We start from the raw sequence: 20,214 nt of genomic DNA, 5'->3' as shown, positions 1-20,214 counted from the left end.
TTTCCTCATCATCCTGTTCCTTAACCTTCGCTCATTTCCTGCGTGTCCATGGCGCTGTCCATCAACTTGAGCAGTTCTAATGCGCTGCGGAAAAATTTTGTTTCTTTTTTATCGACCCAGATAACCTCACCCTGCCAGGTGGCATTCTGTCTGTATTTTACATTGATAATAAAGGTTGCTTTTTCTCCCTTGTTCCTGAACATCTCACTAGGTTCCATCTGTCTCACTGCCTCCTCCTGTCTTTTCTTTCCTCTTTCGGCCGCTTTGCCAAAGCTTCGGCAAACTGTTGATTCCTGCGGAAAGTCCAGCCTGTTAAAAAACAAATCCATCTTTCTCAGCATATCCATCGTATTAACGTAGGTAACCGGAGTTTTTTCATACAAGTTCCATATCTTCCCGGAATAGTCTCCCTGGTCAACATGATCCACACATATATTCAAAAGGTTTGGTACCGAAATTTTACTCTGTGTAATTCGTATCATCTGTATCACTCCTTGCTTTCTGTATGAATTCTAACAAATGACCAATAACAAAAATAATAATAAACATGGTTTTTTTTGTAATTTTTGCTTCAAAATGTGATTGTTAATTGACAAAAAAATTTCAAGCAGGCAGAAAAAAGCCGGTAAACACAGTTTTTTCACTGTATTTACCGGCTTCCCTTTTAATATTTTGAAAATAAAACCATTATTTACTTTCCACGTTCTTTTTCTATTCCTTTTAATTCAGCCAGCGACGTGACATTATAATTAATCTCCGCCCTGCTTCCGGCCAGTCTCTTCAACTCCCTGATTATACGGTTAAATACAATATAGCAGTCCTCCTGCCTGGTTCCCGTAAGCAGAATCAGGTATTGGGAGTCACTGTACTTCGTATAGCCGTCCGATCTCCTGATTGAAAGGCCGATTGCCTCTTTCAGGGCCTCCGACCGCTTTCTCAGCTTCTCCGGATTCTGAATGAATTTTCCTTCATAATCAACCAGCGTACAGAGCATCAAAAATACAGACTGACCGCTCCGTTCTATAATGCGGCTTAACAGACGATATGTATCGATAAAACTGGGGTATGAACAATAGTAAGCCCCTGCCCCGGAATTTTCAGGTTCTTTCGCTTCTTCCGCTAATTCAGACTGGATTTTTTGCAAATTACCAGGCTGGTTCTTAAATTTCTTTCCCATCGCCTTGTAACAATCCAGCATTTCCTTTGACGGAGGGAGTCCCATCTTATCCGAATACATGCGCACTGTTTTATCGTATAAACGATATGCTTCCTTGTATTCTTCCTTGCACAGCAGGCTGTCAATCTGAGAAACCTGCCAGCTGTCGAACGGATAGAGTTTAGCCGCATTAGAATAAATATGGTACATCATATCATAATCTTTTTGTTCCTTTAAATACTTCCCAAGCCAATCCACACATCTGTCATAAATACGTTTCAGACGCAGGCTCTCCATGGTAACCCAGGTTTCCGTGGAAATTGCCGGCAGCAGTTCACCCCGGTACAACTGCACCGCATGCAGATAATCATGGTATTTCTCAGTCTCCGAAGATGCGGCAGATGCTTTTTCCGCCATCTTCTCGAATTCGATAGCATCTACCCGTACTTCTACCGTATCGTCCGTCACATATATTCCATCCCGCAGAGTGATATAATTGCCTTCGGGCATCCCCGTCAATGCCATCTGCTTTCTCATACGATAAATCAGATTATTGAGGCTGTTGCTCAAATCCATTACATTGTCTCTGTCAAAAATCAGCCGCATCAGCTGATCCTTGCCGATACCTTTTTCACCCTGAAGCCACACAAGCTGCAGGAGCTGCACCAGTTTTGATGTTCCGCTCTTACCGGGCATAACCTCATTTCCGTTGTATACGAGTGCAAATCCCCCCAATGTATACACTTCCAGTACATGCTCATTCCCTGTATTGTTTTTTTCTGTTCCCATACTTCCATCGCCTCTTCCAACATTACCGTTCAGTGCTGTCTCATCTCCGATGCCGTTCCCTGTAACTGTACGATCCTTTTTATCAGTTACTCATTTTAGCACATGGCGGTTGTGTTTCGTCCAAGGACTTTGGGAAGAATTTAACGCTTATGGTAAAATCTTCTAATTATGCAGAAAAAGGAGTATGCGTAGCAATATTTTGCTATCACATACTCCTATTGTTTACTGATTTATATATGCCTATTGATTCGTTTCCTGATTCCCATCTGTTTCTATTTGTCTGTTTCTATTTGCCTGCTTCTATTTCCCGTTTATATCCATTTTCTGTTCCGTATCCACTTCTCCGGTTGATTCTGCTTCTGCTGCTGTTTCCAATTCCACTGCATGAACTACAAGTCTGTGGCTGTATCCTTTCCCCGTACAGGTGGAAAGCATCAGTGTGTGGCTGTCCTCATCTGGTACAATCCCCGTAGTATAAAGGGAACGTGACAAAACGGCCGATATAAATGCCTCCCTGTCACTTTCTCCGGCGAATGAGGTGGGAAAATTATCCCCGGAGGCCGTCTCTTCATAACAGGAATATATTTCAAACCTTACTTTCCGATCCGGAAAATACAAATCCACATACGGCCTGCTATTGCGGTAAGACTGCGATTTAAACTGCCTGAGTCCCGCAAACATGGAACCGTTTCTCATATTATGGCCAAACAGAATCGTATTGGAATCCGATAAATCGGACTTATTCCTATAATCCATAAAAACTGCTCCGGAACTGCTTTTCTGTCCGTAAATGCCGTGAGTAATATAAAACTCGTTATCCTGCGTCTGTGCCACCGGGTAGCTGATTCCGGTTCCTGGTATATCTACCCAGGCCAGTATCTGGGGATTTTTTTTCTTCAGGCTGTCAAAGTCTATGACCAGGGTCCTGTTCAAATCCACTTTGTCAGTAACAGCGCCATCCGTCCCCTCTTTACCGACAGAACCGGCGTTCTGGCCGGAACCCCCGCTGTCTGCGAGGGTTTCGTCTAAAACGCCGGGGATGACCTTTACCGCTTCATCTGCTATTTTTTCGTATTCCCCCTCTGCTTTCCGGTAACCGTATATCGTCTTTACCAGAAATCCCGATGAGAAAAGAAATACGGTCAAAACCATAATAAATAAAAGCTTCCAGGTTTTCTTTTTCATCATGCCGTATCCTTAATTTTGAGAGTCGTCTTTTCTGCGGAGCTTCATTCCCAGATAGAGAAGAATAATACCGCTTCCGAATATTGTCATTATAATCGGAATAATTGGTGTATCGTCGCCCGTCTTTGGAAGCATTCCAAGCGGAACCGGGCTGTCTTCAATGATTGTGGCATCTGCCATCGGAACTTCGGAATCCTGAATGTTGACCGTTATTCCGCGGTCGCGGTCTCTTCCTCCGCCGCCTCCGCTGCTGCCTCCTCCGGAGGTGACTTCCGTAGCCATGAACTTCCAGTCAATTTTGGAGAGGACGCCTGCAATGGCTTCTGTCCTTCCGTCTCCTATCTTCAGTGTTGGATCAAGCTGCAGTTCCACATCGATGGTTCCCGTCTTCCGGCTTGTATAACGCCCCAGAGGAACCACCCGCTGGATGCCCTCCTTTGATACAAGGGAGGCTCCCGTAGCTTTTCCGTCATAAAGAAGTGTTCCGTTATAAGTAACCCTCATCGTGATCATGTCCAGAATTTCGTTCTTAACCTCATCCTGGGTTCTCGGGATTACCTGCATATAAAGATCATAATCCTTGCCTGAGGCATTCTCGATATTCAGCTTATCCTTGTAAATTCCTCCGGGAACCATGTCGGTAAAGCTCATAAACCAGTTACCTTCCTCGGCTCCGCTGTCCGTGCGGTACGGTGTATAAACCAGTTTGCCGCCGGAGGACTCAAATTTAAGCGTTTTCACGGTAGATGATGTAAAGATACCGCTGTCGGCAACCTTGTCGGCTAAAAATGCAAGTGTGTCGCCGTCCTGTCCGAATACCTCCGCCACTGCGGCTTTCGTAGCCTGTACAGTGGTTCCCTTGATCTCCATCGTGTATTTCGCGGAGTCATAGCCGTACTCGGAATTCACTTTATCAACGGTCACCTTTTTCACCGAACCGTCGTCCTGTTTTACATGGTATGTAGTTTTGCCTGTGATTGTGCGCGCCAGTTCATCATTGAGCGTCACGCTGTTTAAAAATGCCGGAGATTCACTGCCTGGTTCAATGATTCCCACGTAATAAAGTGTATAACCGTTGTCTTTGTCCGGTTCCTCATTCATCAGAAGCCATTTTCCCTTTGCCTCCGCCACTGTGTTGACAGCAGTCAGGCCGAGGCTCAACGAGGCATTGTCCGTTTTACCGGATGCCAGGAGTACCACTGTATCCCTGTTGAAATTCGGTATTGCGGCATATTCCATTCCTGCTCCCGTCTCAAAGGTCAGAGGAAAAGCTTCTCCTGCCAGAGGCGCTACCGGCTCTTCCACAATGTTTCCCTGAGCGTCCACCGATGTTGCATAAACGTTTTCTCTTCGGATCCACTGCTGGGTAATAACTGCTTTTGCCATGACCGGTACGGTTCCCTTATTGCTGATCCAGACTTTTTTCTCCTGTTCTTTTCCCGGCTGCCAGTCGGAAGGAGCATCAAAAGCCTCATCGAGGGAAGTATTGTATTTTCCAGGCATGAACTCATTACCGGTCTGAATCTCCTGGGTCCAGGCCGCCCAGGTGCCGCCGATGAGCATCAGAGATGCCAGGGCTGCCAGCCCTAATAGTTTGCGTCTGCCTTTCCTCATATCACTATCTCCTGTCTGTTATGATACAGCCCCCCTCACGGGGCAGCTATCTAAACTGATGATGGTCTGTTGATTCACGCTTAAGATTGCGTCTTTAAAAGTTCGTCTCTATTTGCTGTAATAAAGTCTGTGGCAAGCAGCTTGGAGTAGCCCTTAGCCTCAAGTGTCGTATTAATGGCATCTTCTGTAGCCTGTACCGTAGTTGCATTGATCGTCATCGTATATTTTGCACTGTCATAACCATATGCCGGGTTTGTCTTTGTTTCTGTTGTCTTAATGGTATTACCCTCTTCGTCTGTTCTGACGGTTGTGGTTTTTTCTGTTACGGTTGTATTGATAAGCGGATTTAAGGTCGCTCCAGTCAGTAACTTAGGTGATTCTCCGCCTTCACCGATGATGCCGTTATAAATGAATTTAAGGTTGGAGAATCCTTCTCCTTTGTTAACTTCATCACTGTTCTGCGCATCAACCAAGATCCATTTGCCTGCCGCATCTGCGGAATCCAGAGAGGTTACCTGCGTATCAATCTTGAGTGTTTTTGCTGCCAGAACCGCTGTTTCAGTGCCTTTGGAACTCAGCACCGCAATGTCTTCTCCCCAGCTGATTATAGATGCATACTGCAGTTCGTCTTTGTCATCCCGGAACATCAGATCGAAGTATTCTCCCTCTGCCGGAGAAACGGTTTCATTCTCTCCATTATTCTCAGCCTCTACAGACTCGGTTCTCACCCATACCTGATCGATGGCTGCAATCGCCGCCAGCTTTACATTACCGCTGTTTTTGACGGTTACTTCCTTCGGCACCGTCACTCCCGGCACCCACTCTCCTGGTGTCGGAGGAATAAATTCCTCGACAATATCAGAATCATATTTGCCAGTCTGGAATTCATTGACTGCCGTTAAATCCTGGCTCCAATATGCCCATGTGCCTCCGATAGCTGCAACCGCTGCCAGTGCGGCAAGTCCGAATAACGCTTTTTTATTCTTTTTCATAAATCCGTCTCCCTTTCTTATGCTCTTCTCAGTCTATTATTTTAATAATCCGTTATTTTAATAGCTTATTTTTAGTATCTCTTATTTCATTAGTGTTTTGGCTTTTTATCACTTTACGGCGTTGTGGATGATGTGCTGTCTTCCCTGCACAGGCTCCTTACATAGGACAGCAGTCTGTCAAATTCCTGCGGCACCAGCTCCGTGGGAAGTTCCTTCCCTATTCCGAGAACCGCGTCCACCGCTGATTTTGTTGCCTGAACCGTCTTCGCCTTAATGTTCAGCTTGTAGTTGACACTGTCATAGCCGTACTCACTCTGCGTACTTGTAAACGTATAAACATTCTCTCCGTCCGGGCCGACATCCGCAACCAGCTTCGTTCCTGTAATTGTGGATTCAAGCCGTGGATTCATCGTAACACTTTCCAGAATGGACGGTGAAGTTTCTTTCCCTCCTATCACGCCTACATAGAAGAAGTAATAGACCGGGGTTTTAAGCTCCTCTGCACTGTCCGTTTTCAGGTAAACCCATTTATCTTTATATTCTTCCGGCTGTTTTTCCGAATCATATTCCACAACCTCAGTACCAAATTTTTTGATCCCTACTTCTTCCTCCGGAAGCAGGTTCCCGTTTGGACCCTTCGGAGCAAATATCGTGGGAAGTTTTTCTCCCTTGAATGCCACCGTCTCAGAACTTTCTATCAGCTTTCCGTCGCTTCCCGTCTCATAAGAAGGGATGGTTATGTCTTCTTTTCGGATACACTCTTCCGTAAGCTTTGCCACCGCTACCACATCGACATTACCCTTATTGGTTATCACAACCCTTTTGGTAATCTCCGTTCCCGGCTGCCAGTCGGCCGGCGGTACGAATTCTTCGGTGATTTCCGTATCATATTTCCCCGTGAGGAATTCATTGGAGGCGGACAAGTCCTGGCTGAAGTAGGCAAATGTACCTCCTATTGCCGTAACAGCGAGGAGTGCACCCAGTGCCAGTATATATTTTTTATCAGGTTTCTTTCTCCTCATCGCTATGTTCCGTCCTTTCTTCCCCCTTCTTTTTTGTGGGGAAAAGGCTGTCAAGAAGGATATTTATCACGATAACCGCTGCCATCATGCCAATTACCATAAAATTTTTGCTGTAGCCTACAAAGAATCCTGCCATCGGGATACTGAATTTCAATACCTTTCCCATCACCTGGCTGTATTCCACCGGGTTAGGATCCTCTGTCATATTCGCATCGCCTTTAGTGGTAAATGTTCCCGAAAGCTCGCTTTTTTCCGCCACACGGTGGGTAACCATTGCGTTTTCACCCGTTCTGAATGTGATGGCATCCCCCACTTTAATGTCGGCAAAATCCGCACTCTTATAGTAAATGACGCTTCCTACGTGGTATGTCGGCTCCATACTGCCGCTGAGTACCACTACCGGCCGGTAGCCGGCTATCATGGGAGATGCTATCAGCAGGTAGACGATAATGCATGCATACACCGCCCATGATAGAATGTTAAATATCCCTTTTATTATTTTCATATTTTTTCCCTGTGCCTGTATTCTGTCTGTGTTTATTCAGCTAAATCCTTTATTACCTGAGGAGCATTTTCCCATACGGCATCTTTTGTAGCCTGAATAAATTCTGTTGTGATAGTTAAATCGTAGTTGGCTCCTGCGTAACCTTTTGCATTTTCATCAAGGCCGCTCTCTGCTTTTCTGAAGAAGTAGCTGCCGTCTTTTGCCGCATCTTTGGCTGCCTGCAGTTCTTCGTCGTCTGATGCCGCCGTGCTCCATTCTTTGTTATTATCAGCAAGGTACTTTTCAACATCGAAATCAGCTTTAATCTTGCTATCACTATCCAGCGCATCTGCCTTGGCTGCCTCATCGGCGCTCATCACGTAATATGACTTTGTACTGATGTATTTTCCTAAATCGATATTGGATGCAAGCGTAACGGAATCCATAAGCTGCTCTGTGCTTGTTCCTGCTGCCAGAACGCCGTTCCAGTACCAGTATCCGTTCTCATAGAACCATTTGCCCGCGTCTGAGCCTGTATTGAGGTTTTTGTATACTACCGTATCATCACCTTTTTGGTTAAAAAATTCTTCCGGAGCAAGACCATCTTCCGGGTCAAACTGGGATGCCTTGTAGCCTCCATCTTCCTTCACTACGTTGAAGAATACATCCCCATCCGAACTTTTTATTGTTTTGAATGCGTCTTTTACATCGCCTCTATACCACTTTTCATCCATACTGACACGCACCAGAATCGGATAATCACCAGTATTTTTAGCTGAAACGGTCTTATCAACCGTTCCGCCGGGCTTCCAGTCTTCGCCGTCTGCCGGGTTGAAATGCTCTACTACGGATGTATTATACTGTTTTGTTGTAAAAGGGTTGGTAATTGCCGCTGTCTGATTAAAGAAAGCCCATGTTCCGCCAACTGCTGCCAGAGCTGCAAGTCCAGCAAGCGCTCCCACTTTTTTATTTATCTTCATATTCAATTCCTCCTGCTTTGGATTTTTATTGCTGCTTCTGCCCGCTGTGTCTGAGCAAATTTCCCGAACGTTTTACGCGTTCCCCATTTTCAAGTTAATCAGCCATTGTGCCATTATCCTGCCTATATCTTATTTCAGTTCCCAGTCGCATCCGCTTGGTGCCTGGAATTCAGAACCTTTGCCAAATACGGCGTCAACTGCTTCTGATGTTGCCTGAATGACTTCTGCTGTAATCTTCAGTGTGTAATCTGCATCTGCATATCCCAGTTTATTGGCATCGGCTGCTACGTCGGATTTGATATGTCTGATTACTTGGCCTTCCGGTAATGACGCTGCCAGCTCGGCTTCTGTTATATCTTTTCCATCTTTTTCAGGAAATGGAATCCAGTCGCCCTCTCCTGCTGTTTCTGCTAAAGAGTAATATTTCTTTTTGAGGAACTGCCCCATATCGGCTTCCTCAGAAAGTTTTACGGCATCCAGAACTTCCGAAGTGCTGAGTTTGCTTCCCAGCGCTGTGCGGTAGTAATAATAACCATCCTGATAAATCCAGTCCTTTGTATTTGCCAGTTTCTTCTCAACTACGGAATCATCCACCACTGCTGTGGCTTGTCCATCTGTCGGGTCCTTCTGGTAAACATTCATAATTTTGTTTTCTTCGCCGCCAAGGGTATCGTCTTCCGCTTTAATGTCTACAAAAGCGTTATCGCCTCTTTTCCATGTTTCATCAAACCGTACACGCACAACCACCGGTTTATCTCCTGTATTGGTAACCAGCACGTCTTTGTTAACTTCCACACCAGGCTCCCAGTCATGACCATCACTCGGGTTGAAATCCTCTACCAGTGTTGAACCGTATTTTGCCGTATCAAAGTTATTTTCCACTTCCATAGTCTGGTTAAAATATGCTAAAGACCCTCCTACTGCAAAGATTGCTGCTACGCCGGCCAGGGCTGCTATATTTCTCTTCTTCATATCCGTTCCTCCTGAGATTGTTTTTTGTTTTCTGCTCTTATTTTTTATGTGTACGCTTCTTTATTTTAAGAGGCTGTTCCAACTGAGTTTGTCTGCGTCTGCGCCTATGTCGTTTTTCCATTGCTCCGCCGATACGTGGTCCGCTGGCACTGCCTCTGCATCAAAGGAGATTTCATAAACCCGGTCGCTGTAATCGGTGTCGTGTTTATCATTGGACACTTCCGACGATAACTGAAGCTTTTTGAGGATAATCGAAGTGGTGTCGCCGGCCTCACCCGACTTTTTGAGAATCTTATTATAGTAGTAATAATCTCCTATTTGCACCCACTCGTTTTTCCATGAATCGGTCCATAATTTTGTAACTTTATCGGTGTCACTGAAAGGATCTCCCGGTTCAAATACAGAATTATCGGAATCTTTCCACACCGCCGTTACTTTCACTCTGAGAAGTAAATCCGCTTCGCCCGTATTTTTAAAGTAGGGTTGTTTTTCAACTGTCTCTCCCGGAAGGAAAGTGCTGTCCGGATTGAAGTTCTCAAGCATTACCGCTGAGCTTGGACCAGAGGTGTTAAATGGGTTAGTGATGTTAACTTTGTTTGTGTAGCTCGCCATACTTGTTCCGATTGTGGTGAGGCAGAAGAAACCTACCATGGCGGCAACTAATTTTTTATGTATCTTTCTCATAATCAGTTACCTCCTTCCCACAGGACTGTCGTCGTATATTTGTTTCCCGGCCAGCCGTTTTCTTCTACTGAGATGGATTTGTCAAATAATTCCTTCACCGCATCCTTGCTCACCTGGAGTTCATCGCTGGCCTGTACGGCTTCCACCTGGAAATGAAGCTGATATTCGGCATCTGTATAACGGCTGTCGGGATAATTATCTGTGTCGTTGAATGTTACCGACCTTAAAATTCCCTCTGTGTTTTGACCAGCTTCCAGAACCTTTTTGTAGTAATACCAGCCATCGCCTCCGTCATACCAGTTATCGCCCCACTCGTCATCCCACTCTTTCGATACAATGCTGTCATCATTGCCCGTCTCACTGCGGTTTGGAAGAATAATCTGCTCTGTCTTCCCACCGGACAGCGACTCTGTGTAAATCCATGTTTCCGCATAAGCGATGCGGAGAAAGACATCCGCGGAACCAGTATTTGTAAACATTACTTCTTTCTGTTTCTTTCCACTGTGATCCACATTACCTATCGTTTCATTTGTTGTAACTTCCACTGTCGGCGTCCGAACCTCATTTTTGAGAGCCATTCTGTGGCGGACGGCTGCCCCGGTTCCTCCAATCCCCAGGGCCAGTACCGCCATGAGAGTGACGCCGGTTATTTTTATATAATTTCTACTGAATTTAATCAAGCGCCTCTCCCTCCTCCATATTTAAATCATCTTCATCGTTTCCTGTTAAAGCTGCTTTCGGGTGGTTCTTTGCAGCCTCTTTTGCTGCTTCCCGGCTGGTCCTAAACGGTGTGGTCTTGTCTCCCGTGGTATAATTGGTTACCGTGTTCCAGCTATGGAAGTATGGTTTGTGACCGTATGTGTTGTAAACTTCTACCAGAAGGTCATCCCCCGGCCTCACTGTTAAGGTCCCTTCGGACTCTTCAATCAGTTCTCCCGTTTTTGCGTCTGTAATTCTCAGCATTGCCGCCTGTGTGTATTCCATAGGAACCGACTCTGTAATCTTGAATGTTGTTTCTGAATCCACATAGATATATGGGCTCGTCTCTCCGTCTTCCAATGCTACGGACGAATAATCCTCACCATTTACATGGATGATAAAGTCTTTTCCGTCATCCTCCCGTGTACCGTCAATAACCACTTTCCTGATTCTCATCTTTCCCTGTGTTACCTGAAGTACCGGATGCGGATATTCTAATTCCTTCTGGTTTGTTCCGTAGATATAAGTTACCTTTGCCGATTCATTGGAATGGAATCCAGGTTTTCCTGAGCTGGTCCACTCCTCCTCGGAGAATCCAGGTACGTCGGTGTCTGCATCGCCTACTGCTTCGCCGTATCCGCCCTTATTCTGAAGGTATTCTTCGAATGCTTTGGCTGATGGTTTGATTGGGAAGCTGATGCTGTAGGTGACATCTTTTTCAAATTCATAGTCACCTGCGAAGCTGACTGTTACCGTCTTTCCCTTCTTTGTTACAACCGGATTCGCCTCTTTTTTCTCCGCCGCCGACATTTCTGTTCCATCCATAAGGATTTTTACGTCATTTGTGCTGTTTGGATTGGCAAATTCTGCGTACTCACTAAGTGTATCTGTTATTGTCACTCCTGTGATTCCCGGTTTGCTTTCTGTTACGGAGGAGATAATGCTGTTTTTAATGTTGTTGAAAACTTTATCTACATCTGCTTCGTTATTGATGTACTGCATGGTTACAGCTGCGCCTTTATTCATAGCCCGGGCCTGTAGCCTTGTCAGATAGGTGCTGGTAGTCGGTTGGCAAGAGATTATATGAAGCACTGTATCGGTGGACAAATTAGCTATTGCTGCATCAATTTCCTTCTCTTTACTCTGGTCATTATCAGAGGGTTCACCATCCGTAAGAATGATTATGTGTTTTTTTAACCCCTTTTCATTCCTATTGGGAGAACCGGCATTTATTAATTGTATTCCTCTTTTCAATGCCTCATTGGGATATGTTCCATTCTTTGGAGAACTAATGTCTGCACCGTTCTTATATGGCTTTGCAGCCTTAAGCCAATCATCCGGCTTATTAGTGTATGAATTACCTGAAAACTGAACACCTCTGTAATAAACATCGAAGTCTGCAAGTCCTTCCACTACTTTTTTTATTGCATTGTTTACTAATACATATCTTTTTGTTCCTGATGCATATTGGCCGCCGATTGCCCAGGCCATGCTTCCCGAACTATCTAAGACAAATACTACATCCGCTGGAGACTTTATTTCGGTTGTCTCAGTAGAAGAACCGATCAGTGAAGTAACATCCAGTGTCAAATCAAACGTTCCGTTTTTCTTATCTTCAATATACTTTCTGTGTTCCGGTTCCGGTACGTATGTAGTCTGAACAACTGGCTTCGGATATTCAAGAAGTAAAGATGAATCATCTCCGAATGTTAATACTGCTTTTTCATTTGAATAAAATCCCCGTTGTTCACTGCTTGTATCATTATTGCCATAATCCGTATCGGGATCTCCTACTGAAGGATACTCACCATTCGCCAAAGCATTTTTAGCAACGTCATTTACCTTGATATTGAAAACAAGTTCATATACCGTATTTTCTTCCAGTTTCCTGTCTGCGCCAAACGTCAGAGTAATTGTCCTTGTATTTTCAGCATATTCCAAAGATTCATACCCGCTGCCCTCTTCTAATTCAGTTTTACTTGTGTCTTTTATCTTGTATACTTTAGCTGTATCTTTCCAATTAGTTGATAAGTCAACATATTGACTTAATGTATCTGCAATCTTAACATTCTTAACCTTCAGGTTCTCCAGCAGCTTATCAAATTCCTTTGTCAGATTATTATCCGATGCCATGAGGATTCTTGAAGTACTGTTTGGCGCTTCAACACCATAGACTATCGGTTTAAAGTATTTAATATCAGCTCCGTCAAATCCCACACCATAGACAGTCGCGCCTTTTTGTGATGCAACTTTATAAAATTCCTTACCGGCATTAATTGTTTCTGAAGTTGTTTTAGAATCCGTGCTATCTCCTTCTCCACCTGTCTTGAAGGTTGTATTATAGCCGTTGAATTCTATTGTCTTATCATTTTTATCACTCTTATTGTAATAGGTTGGTTTCCCATCACTAAGGAAAATTATGACCGGAACTCGTCCAGGCTCTCTTTTCTCAAGCATTTCCTTTGCAGAGTACAAAGCATCTTCGTAGTTTGTTCCGCCGTCTACTGTCATGTCTCCGATTGCATCTTTTATATCCGTCTTATTTCCTGACCAGTTTAGCTTCGTGCTGGCAGTTGTACCATAGGTAATAATAGAGAATCGGCTATTCGGGGCTTTTCCAAAAATCTCATCTACAAATCCGTCTTTCTCTTCTACTCTATGCGGCCAATAGTCCAAAGTCCTGCGATATCCCAAAACTTCTTTCAACTCTTTCATCGAACCGCTGAAAGAACTTCCCATACTATTCGATCTATCCACGATGAGCATAATGTCCATTCCCTGCCCAGAACCGGATACATCAAGATGCAGTTCATAGTCATCACCGCTAATATGTCTGATCTGTTTGTGATAACCTTTAATCGTAGGTGTAAAATCACTCACCGCCGCTACGGATGCCTGTACGGAAACCTGTTCATTCTCTGACTTTGCCGACCGGAAAAACCTTGCCTTAGACTGTGCTTTCCTGGCCTGCATTGCCGCTGCCGGCAGGAATGTCATATTCAGGTAAATCGTGCCGTCTTCGCCATATTCGTAACTGCCGTAATCATAATCGTCATAGTCGTCGTACTCTTCATCGTCTTCTTCCTCGTCATCTTCCGACCACTCTTCAAAACTCATTCCATCGTCTTCATCTTCTTCCGATGCGTCCGGATTCGGTCCCATTACTCTTACAACATTGTAGCTGGAAATTGATACGGTCTGATCACCTGATGAACCGCTGCCGCCGGAACCGGAGTCTGAACCGCTGCCGGAACCTGAACTTGTTCCTGAGCCTGAATCACTGCCCGAACCGGAACCGCTGCCGGAACCTTTATCGCTGCCTGAACCAGAATCTGTTCCCGAAGCCGAGCCGGACGATTTGTCGCTGTCATGTCCGCTATCGCTGCCGTTGTCCTTGCCGGAATCTGTACTTCCCTGGCTGTTGCCTTTATCGGATGAACCGCTGTTTCCCACATCTCCCTTGTCTGCGTCTGTTCCGCCGTCGGGTTTTGTTCCTTCCTGGCCTGCATCACTTCCGCCGTCGGGTTTCGTCCCTCCCTGGCCTTCTTCGCTTCCGCCGTCGGGTTTTGTTCCTCCCTGGCCTTCTTCGCTTCCGCCGTCAGGTTTTGTTCCTTCCTGGCCTGCGTCTGTTCCGCCGTCAGGTTTTGTTCCTTCCTGGCCTGCGTCTGTTCCGCTGTCAGGTTTTGTCCCTTCCTGGCCTTCTTCGCTTCCGCCGTCGGGTTTCGTTCCTTCCTGACCTTCTTCGGTTTCTGTATTTCCGCTGTCGGATTTACTTTCATCCTCAACCGTTCCCTGCTCTTTATCGGTTCCATCTTCCGGACCTGCGATATCTGTTTCGTCTTCGGAACCGCCCTGGTTATCTTCACTTCCGCTTCCTGAACCGCCTCCGCCTGATGAACCGCCGCCATTTCCGTCCGGCTGTTCCTCTTTCGGCTCTTCCGTCTGCTCTTCAGGCGCTGCCGTTGTCTCGGTAATTTCTTCTTCCTTTTCTTCTATAAAATAGCTTGCCGCCGGCACTACGATTTCAGATGTTTCGATATCTTCAAAATTCAGATTAAATGTCGCATCCACTCCCGTACCGTTCATATAGAGGAAAATAATTTCCTCATCCCCGGTCAGCCTGTAGGATTCCTCTGCTTCCGCATCCGAGGCGCTTGCTTCGATATCTGTATTCCCAAGGCCTGCATGCTCCCTGTATTCCATGTATTTCTTCTTATCGAGACGGACCAGAATGTAACCATATGCTTTTTTGTTATCACCGGTTAACATTCCCTCTTCGTCGTTGTCGTAGAATAAGATGAAACTGGAATATCCATCAAACAAATCTTCATACCTTTTAAAGTTCTGGCTGTTCTCACTGTCTGACTCACTGTCAAGTTTTCTTAGCATGCTGTCAAAATCAAACTTCCATCCATTTGTAACAGCCCGTTCTGCTTCGGCCAGAAGTTCTTTTCCTGAAATCGAAGCTCCCGGCATCCATACATCCGCTTCTGATGCGGTAGCGCTTGACGGTGTAGCTGCAAGTCCATTCCCGTCCAGTGCAATCTCTGCTGCAAATGCGGCGATATTTATATTCGTAATGCACAGACAGGCGATTAACAGCCAGGCCAGGCTTTGACGCCAATTGCGCTTTACCGCGCTTTTTCTTTTTCTTCTGAATAATTTCTGTTCCGCGAAATTCATCTATTCTCCCGCCTTCCTTTCTCGTAAATCTCCCCTGTGCTTCTATACTTCCTTTTCTTCCATTGCACTGTCCATCAGTTTTAATAACTCCAGGGCACTGCGGAAAAACTTCTTTTCTTTTTTGTCTGCCCAGATTACTTCACCCTGCCAGGTGGCATTTTGCCTATATTTTACGTAGACAATAAATGTGGCTTCTTCACCTTTTTTCTTTTTTAATTCCCTTTCGTCCATCTGTGCCACAGCCCCCTCTTTTTTCTGTCTTACCGCACCTTTGTCCTTTCCAAAGGTTCTGTCAATCGTTGAATTCTGCGGATAATCCAGTTCGTTGAAAAATGAATCCACCTTTCTCAGTAAATCCATTGTATTGGCGTATGGAATCGGTCTTTTCTGATACAGATTCCAGATGCTTCCTGAATAATCTCCCTGTGCAAAGCTATCTACACATATCGTTATAAGATTAGGCGCTGAAACCATTCCTTCCATCATTCTGACCTCTCCCTTCGTTTAAAACTAATTTACCAAAAAGGCAATCACGCAACTAATCACGCAAAGGGATTTTTTTGCTTTTACCTTACTTTTTTTACATTTTCATTAACTTTTTCTAAATAAATGCATGAATTCTTCCCTCTGTGCGGCATGTGCATCCTCGCGGAGCGTTTTTTAATTCATAGGGCGTAATTTCCTATGAATTAAAAAAAGTCATGAAAAAGTGTAAAACACTTTCTCATGACTTTTAATCTCTATAATGAAATTCTCTACCCCTGCACATTCCACTTTTGATCAGTGAAAAAGCTCTCCGCAGAGTATCTTCTATAAATAAATATATCTAAACAATTCCTGCTTCCAACGTTCCTGACCGTCACGCTCCCAGTTCTGCCAGTGACGTTACATTATAACTGATCTCCGCCCGAATTCCGGCCAACTCCTTTAATTTTTTATTAATCCTGTTATAGACGATGGAACAGTCTTCCTGCTTTGTCCCTGAAAGCAGAATCAGGTACTGGGAATTGCTGTACATGGTATAGGCATCACCGCGTCTGAGAGTCAGACGGATGGCCTCCCGGAGATCTTCGGAACGTTTCTTAAGTTTCTCCTGGTTCTGGATGACTTTTCCTTCATAATCAACCAGGGTACAGAGCATCAGGAATACGGACTGGCCGCTCCGCTCCATAATCCGGCTCAGGAGACGGTATGTATCAATAAAGCTCGGATAGGAGCAGTAGAATGCACCTTCCGCTGTCAGTTCATCTTCTTCACGGTCTTCTTTCAGTTCATCCCGTATCTCATCCAGATTGTTGGGACAGTTTTTAAGCTTCTCTCCCATCTTACGGTAACATTCCAGCATCTGAGTGGACGGCGGCAGTCCCATCTCTTCGGAATACATATGGACCGTCTTATCATACAGGCGGTAAGCCTCTTTATAATCTTCCTTATAGAGCAGGCTTTCTATCTGGTGAATCTGCCAGTCATCAAAAGGATAAATCTCGGCTGCCTGGCTGTAAAGCCTGTTCATTGCCTCATAGTCTTTCTGCTCTTCCATATACTGTCCCAGCCACTCCACACATTCACTGAATTTCCGCTTATAGGACAGACTCTCCAGGGTTACCCATGTCTCACTTGATATGGCGGGGAGCAATTCTCCCCTATAAAGCATCACTGCATTCTCATAACAGCGGTACTTTTCCTTCCTGTCGACCGCATTCTCCGCCTCCGTAATATACCGCTCAAACTCCATCGTATCTACTTGTATGGAAATATTCTCGTCACAGATATACAGTCCGTCCCGGTTGGTGATATAATCTCCCTCCGGCAGACCCGCCTGGACCATCTGTTTCCGCATCCGGTACAGCAGGTTATTCAGGCTGTTATTTAAATTTGTTACATTGAGTCTGTCATAAAGCAGCTGCATAAGCTGTTCCTTGGCAATTCCCTTTGTGCCGTGAATCCATACAATCTGCAAAAGCTGTACAAATTTCGCGGTACTGTTTCTCCCCAGAATGATTTCTTTGCCGTCATAATCCAGAGTGAAACCACCAAACATACAGATCTTCAGTACCTTTTCATTACCCTTTTTCATCTTTCCCATCTCCGCATCCGGGACTATTTCCCTTAAATGCCTTTGCCGGTAGGTATTCGGCATGGCTCGCACCAGATTCGCAAGTCCTTCACTAAGTGTACATATTATAGCACAAATTTAGTTCGGGCAACAGAGTCAATCACGTTTTTGTCCTGATTGTTTTGAAAAAGCTTTATTGGGTTTTCGTCAGATGGTATCTTTAAACTCTCTGAATCCCTGTCCCAGCACCTCCGATGTCTCCGTCACCATGACAAATGCATCGGGATCCTCGTCATACACGATTTTCTTGAGTTTTGCAAACTGGGACTTCCTGACCGTGCACAAAAGGACGCTGGTATCCTGTTTACTGTATGCCCCCCTTGCCGGAAGCAGGGTGGCCGAGCGATCCAGCTCGTAAATAATCTTCGCCGCTATACCGTCCGGTTTCTTCGTCACGACGGTGGCCATACTTCCCGCATCTCCGCCGTAGATAATAGAATCAATCACTTTTGTCTGGGCATACAGGGCAATCAGGCCAAAGAGAGCCGCCTCAATATTGCCGAAAACAAAAATGGAAAACACCAGGATAACACTGTCCACAATCAGAAGCGCCCTGCCTATGGACATGTGGGGCCGTTTCTTCTGGAGCAGGTAGCCGACGATATCCGTTCCCCCTGTCGTAGTCCCCGTCATAAAGATCATGGCCATTCCAACTCCTACGATTACACCCCCGTAAAGGCTGCACAGCATTCTGTCGCCATTATAAACAGGACAGAACGGAGCCACCGCCATATCGAGGATTAAAGAGCACACGGTACTGGCCACAGCCGTAGTAATCGCAAAACGGTGGCTTAAATAAAACCAGGCCAGAATTAAAAGCGGTATATTGAGAACCAGGGTCAGGGCTCCCACCGGCAGATCGGTCAGATAATTGACCATCAGCGCAATACCGGAAGCGCCTCCCGGGGCTATATTAGCCGGAACCATAAACGCATGCGTCCCGATACTGTAAATGACCGCCCCTACTAACAAAAGCCCCATATCTTTAAAAGAAATCTTTTCACGAAGTTTTTCCATCTCCACACACCTTCCTCTTACCATTTTCCCCAAAATAATAAAAAATATAAAGTATCTTCAATGACAGCCCACACACGCCGCAGACAGGTTACTTCTTTCAAAAAATAAACAGGCGACACCCCGTGAGGGACATCACCTGTTATTATCAAGCCATACGGCTATCTTTTAAAGCCGGTTTCCCGGCTGACATTATTTAGTTATTCAATGCTATAGTTCGGAGCTTCCTTCGTGATATGGATATCGTGAGGATGGCTCTCTTTCAGGGAAGCAGCGGAAATCTTGATGAAACTTCCCGTCTCCTGAAGTGTCTTAATATCCGGCGCTCCGCAGTATCCCATACCGGCGCGTAAACCGCCGAGAAGCTGGAATACGGTGTCTTCCACCATTCCTTTGTATGCGACGCGGCCTTCCACGCCCTCCGGAACCAGTTTCTTGGCATCGTTCTGGAAATAGCGGTCTTTACTTCCGTTCTCCATCGCGGCAATGGAACCCATACCCCGGTAAACCTTATACTTTCTGCCCTGATATAATTCGAAAGTGCCCGGGCTCTCGTCACAGCCTGCAAACATGGAACCCAGCATACATACGCTTCCGCCTGCCGCAATTGCCTTTGTAACGTCTCCCGAATACTTGATTCCTCCGTCTGCAATAATCGGAATACCGTATTCTTTCGCTGCTTCGTAGCAGTCCATAACGGCGGTAACCTGAGGCACGCCAATACCTGCAACCACGCGGGTGGTACAGATAGAGCCCGGTCCGATACCAACCTTGACGGCATCCACGCCCGCTTCGATGAGGGCCTTGGTAGCCGCGCCGGTAGCCACGTTGCCTGCTATTACCTGGATATCCGGATATGCTTCTTTGATCATCTTAACGCAGCGGAGCACATTCTCGGAATGGCCGTGCGCGGAATCCAGTACAATCACATCCACCTTCGCCTTCACAAGAGCCTCTACGCGATCCAGTACATTAGCTGTGATGCCGACGCCTGCGCCGCAGAGAAGTCTGCCCTGCTCATCCTTGGCCGAGAACGGATATTTGATCTGCTTCTCAATATCTTTGATTGTGATAAGTCCTTTTAAATTGAAGTCGTCGTCCACGATCGGGAGCTTCTCCACCCTGGCCTTCGCCAGAATCTTCTTGGCTTCCGTCAGGTTGATGCCTTCCTTTGCCGTCACCAGGTTTTTGGAAGTCATGCACTCTTTGATCTTTCTGGAGTAATCTTCCTCAAACTTTAAGTCACGGTTTGTGATAATGCCGACCAGCTTTCTTCCTTCCGTAATCGGAACGCCGGAAATGCGGAACTTGCCCATCAGCTCATCGGCATCTTTCAGTGTATGTTCCGGGGATAAATAAAATGGGTCTGTGATGACACCGTTCTCTGAACGTTTTACCTTATCGACTTCCTCAGCCTGCTCTTCAATCGACATGTTCTTGTGGATAATGCCGATACCGCCCTGTCTTGCCATGGCAATTGCCATTCTGTGCTCGGTAACCGTGTCCATACCGGCGCTCATTAAGGGAATATTCAGTTTAATTTTTTTCGTCAGATACGTGCTTAAATCAACCTGGTTAGGAATGATTTCTGAATATGACGGTACGAGCAGTACATCATCAAATGTAATGCCATCGCCAATAATCTTACCCATTAATTCTTCCTCACTTTCGTATTATTTGTATTATTATAAGTAGACTCTCGATATTTTCCGGAGTTATTAGTATCTAATACTATCAAATTTGAGGGTTGATGTCAACCACGCACTTTTACGAATTTTCCGACGCGAATTCAGGAGAATTTTGTCAAAAGAATCTAAAGAAGGC

16 protein-coding genes are annotated in these 20,214 nt (G+C 45.5%); all 16 read right to left on the bottom strand.

The window, feature by feature from the left end; all coding sequences use genetic code 11:
* Positions 1-20: 20 nt before the first annotated feature.
* The gene (locus EJL91_RS24985) at positions 21-482 is read right to left on the bottom strand and encodes a hypothetical protein (protein ID WP_243125442.1); all 462 of its coding nucleotides are present in this window, start codon (positions 480-482) and stop codon (positions 21-23) included.
* 209 nt (positions 483-691) lie between these two features.
* Complete coding sequence (locus EJL91_RS17600; protein ID WP_125143295.1) at positions 692-1,945, bottom strand: bacterial transcriptional activator domain-containing protein; 1,254 nt, start codon at positions 1,943-1,945, stop codon at positions 692-694.
* Between the two features lie 300 nt (positions 1,946-2,245).
* Positions 2,246-3,133, bottom strand: coding sequence for a class B sortase (srtB, locus tag EJL91_RS17595; RefSeq protein WP_125143294.1), 888 nt, complete (start codon positions 3,131-3,133; stop codon positions 2,246-2,248).
* Between the two features lie 9 nt (positions 3,134-3,142).
* Positions 3,143-4,744 carry a BsaA family SipW-dependent biofilm matrix protein gene (locus tag EJL91_RS17590; RefSeq protein ID WP_125143293.1) on the bottom strand — a complete coding sequence of 534 codons (1,602 nt, stop codon included), beginning with the start codon at positions 4,742-4,744 and terminating at the stop codon, positions 3,143-3,145.
* An 80-nt stretch (positions 4,745-4,824) separates the two neighbouring features.
* Positions 4,825-5,736: a BsaA family SipW-dependent biofilm matrix protein gene (locus EJL91_RS17585; RefSeq protein ID WP_125143292.1), complete on the bottom strand. Its 912-nt coding sequence runs from the start codon at positions 5,734-5,736 to the stop codon at positions 4,825-4,827.
* 113 nt (positions 5,737-5,849) lie between these two features.
* On the bottom strand, positions 5,850-6,758 hold the full coding sequence (locus EJL91_RS17580) for a BsaA family SipW-dependent biofilm matrix protein (RefSeq protein ID WP_125143291.1): 909 nt from the start codon (positions 6,756-6,758) through the stop codon (positions 5,850-5,852).
* Positions 6,739-7,263: a signal peptidase I gene (locus tag EJL91_RS17575; protein ID WP_125143290.1), complete on the bottom strand. Its 525-nt coding sequence runs from the start codon at positions 7,261-7,263 to the stop codon at positions 6,739-6,741. The genes EJL91_RS17580 and EJL91_RS17575 overlap by 20 nt, the downstream gene beginning before the upstream one ends.
* A gap of 32 nt (positions 7,264-7,295) precedes the next feature.
* Positions 7,296-8,222: a BsaA family SipW-dependent biofilm matrix protein gene (locus EJL91_RS17570; RefSeq protein ID WP_125143289.1), complete on the bottom strand. Its 927-nt coding sequence runs from the start codon at positions 8,220-8,222 to the stop codon at positions 7,296-7,298.
* 129 nt (positions 8,223-8,351) lie between these two features.
* Positions 8,352-9,194 (bottom strand): BsaA family SipW-dependent biofilm matrix protein, encoded by an 843-nt coding sequence (locus EJL91_RS17565; protein WP_125143288.1) that lies wholly within the window; start codon positions 9,192-9,194, stop codon positions 8,352-8,354.
* Positions 9,195-9,254: 60 nt separating this feature from the next.
* A complete protein-coding gene (locus EJL91_RS17560; RefSeq protein WP_125143287.1) occupies positions 9,255-9,878 on the bottom strand; it encodes a BsaA family SipW-dependent biofilm matrix protein in 624 nt (207 codons plus the stop codon).
* Between the two features lie 2 nt (positions 9,879-9,880).
* The gene (locus tag EJL91_RS17555) at positions 9,881-10,558 is read right to left on the bottom strand and encodes a hypothetical protein (protein ID WP_125143286.1); all 678 of its coding nucleotides are present in this window, start codon (positions 10,556-10,558) and stop codon (positions 9,881-9,883) included.
* A complete protein-coding gene (locus EJL91_RS17550; RefSeq protein ID WP_125143285.1) occupies positions 10,551-15,260 on the bottom strand; it encodes a DUF7604 domain-containing protein in 4,710 nt (1,569 codons plus the stop codon). Before EJL91_RS17550 ends, EJL91_RS17555 begins: the two co-directional genes overlap by 8 nt.
* A gap of 42 nt (positions 15,261-15,302) precedes the next feature.
* Positions 15,303-15,746, bottom strand: coding sequence for a hypothetical protein (locus tag EJL91_RS24980; protein WP_243125440.1), 444 nt, complete (start codon positions 15,744-15,746; stop codon positions 15,303-15,305).
* A gap of 373 nt (positions 15,747-16,119) precedes the next feature.
* Positions 16,120-17,337, bottom strand: a complete 1,218-nt coding sequence (locus tag EJL91_RS17540; protein WP_243125438.1) for a bacterial transcriptional activator domain-containing protein — start codon at positions 17,335-17,337, stop codon at positions 16,120-16,122.
* Positions 17,338-17,523: 186 nt separating this feature from the next.
* A complete protein-coding gene (locus EJL91_RS17535) occupies positions 17,524-18,393 on the bottom strand; it encodes a YitT family protein (protein WP_125143639.1) in 870 nt (289 codons plus the stop codon).
* Positions 18,394-18,590: 197 nt separating this feature from the next.
* Positions 18,591-20,042 carry an IMP dehydrogenase gene (gene guaB / locus EJL91_RS17530; protein ID WP_125143284.1) on the bottom strand — a complete coding sequence of 484 codons (1,452 nt, stop codon included), beginning with the start codon at positions 20,040-20,042 and terminating at the stop codon, positions 18,591-18,593.
* Between the last annotated feature and the right edge of the window lie 172 nt (positions 20,043-20,214).

The sequence above is a fragment of the Clostridium transplantifaecale genome (assembly GCF_900626075.1).
In the GTDB taxonomy this organism is placed as follows: Bacteria; Bacillota; Clostridia; order Lachnospirales; family Lachnospiraceae; genus Otoolea; species Otoolea transplantifaecalis.
Note: the sequence above shows the minus strand (reverse complement) of the source record. Positions and strands in the feature narration are given on the sequence as shown.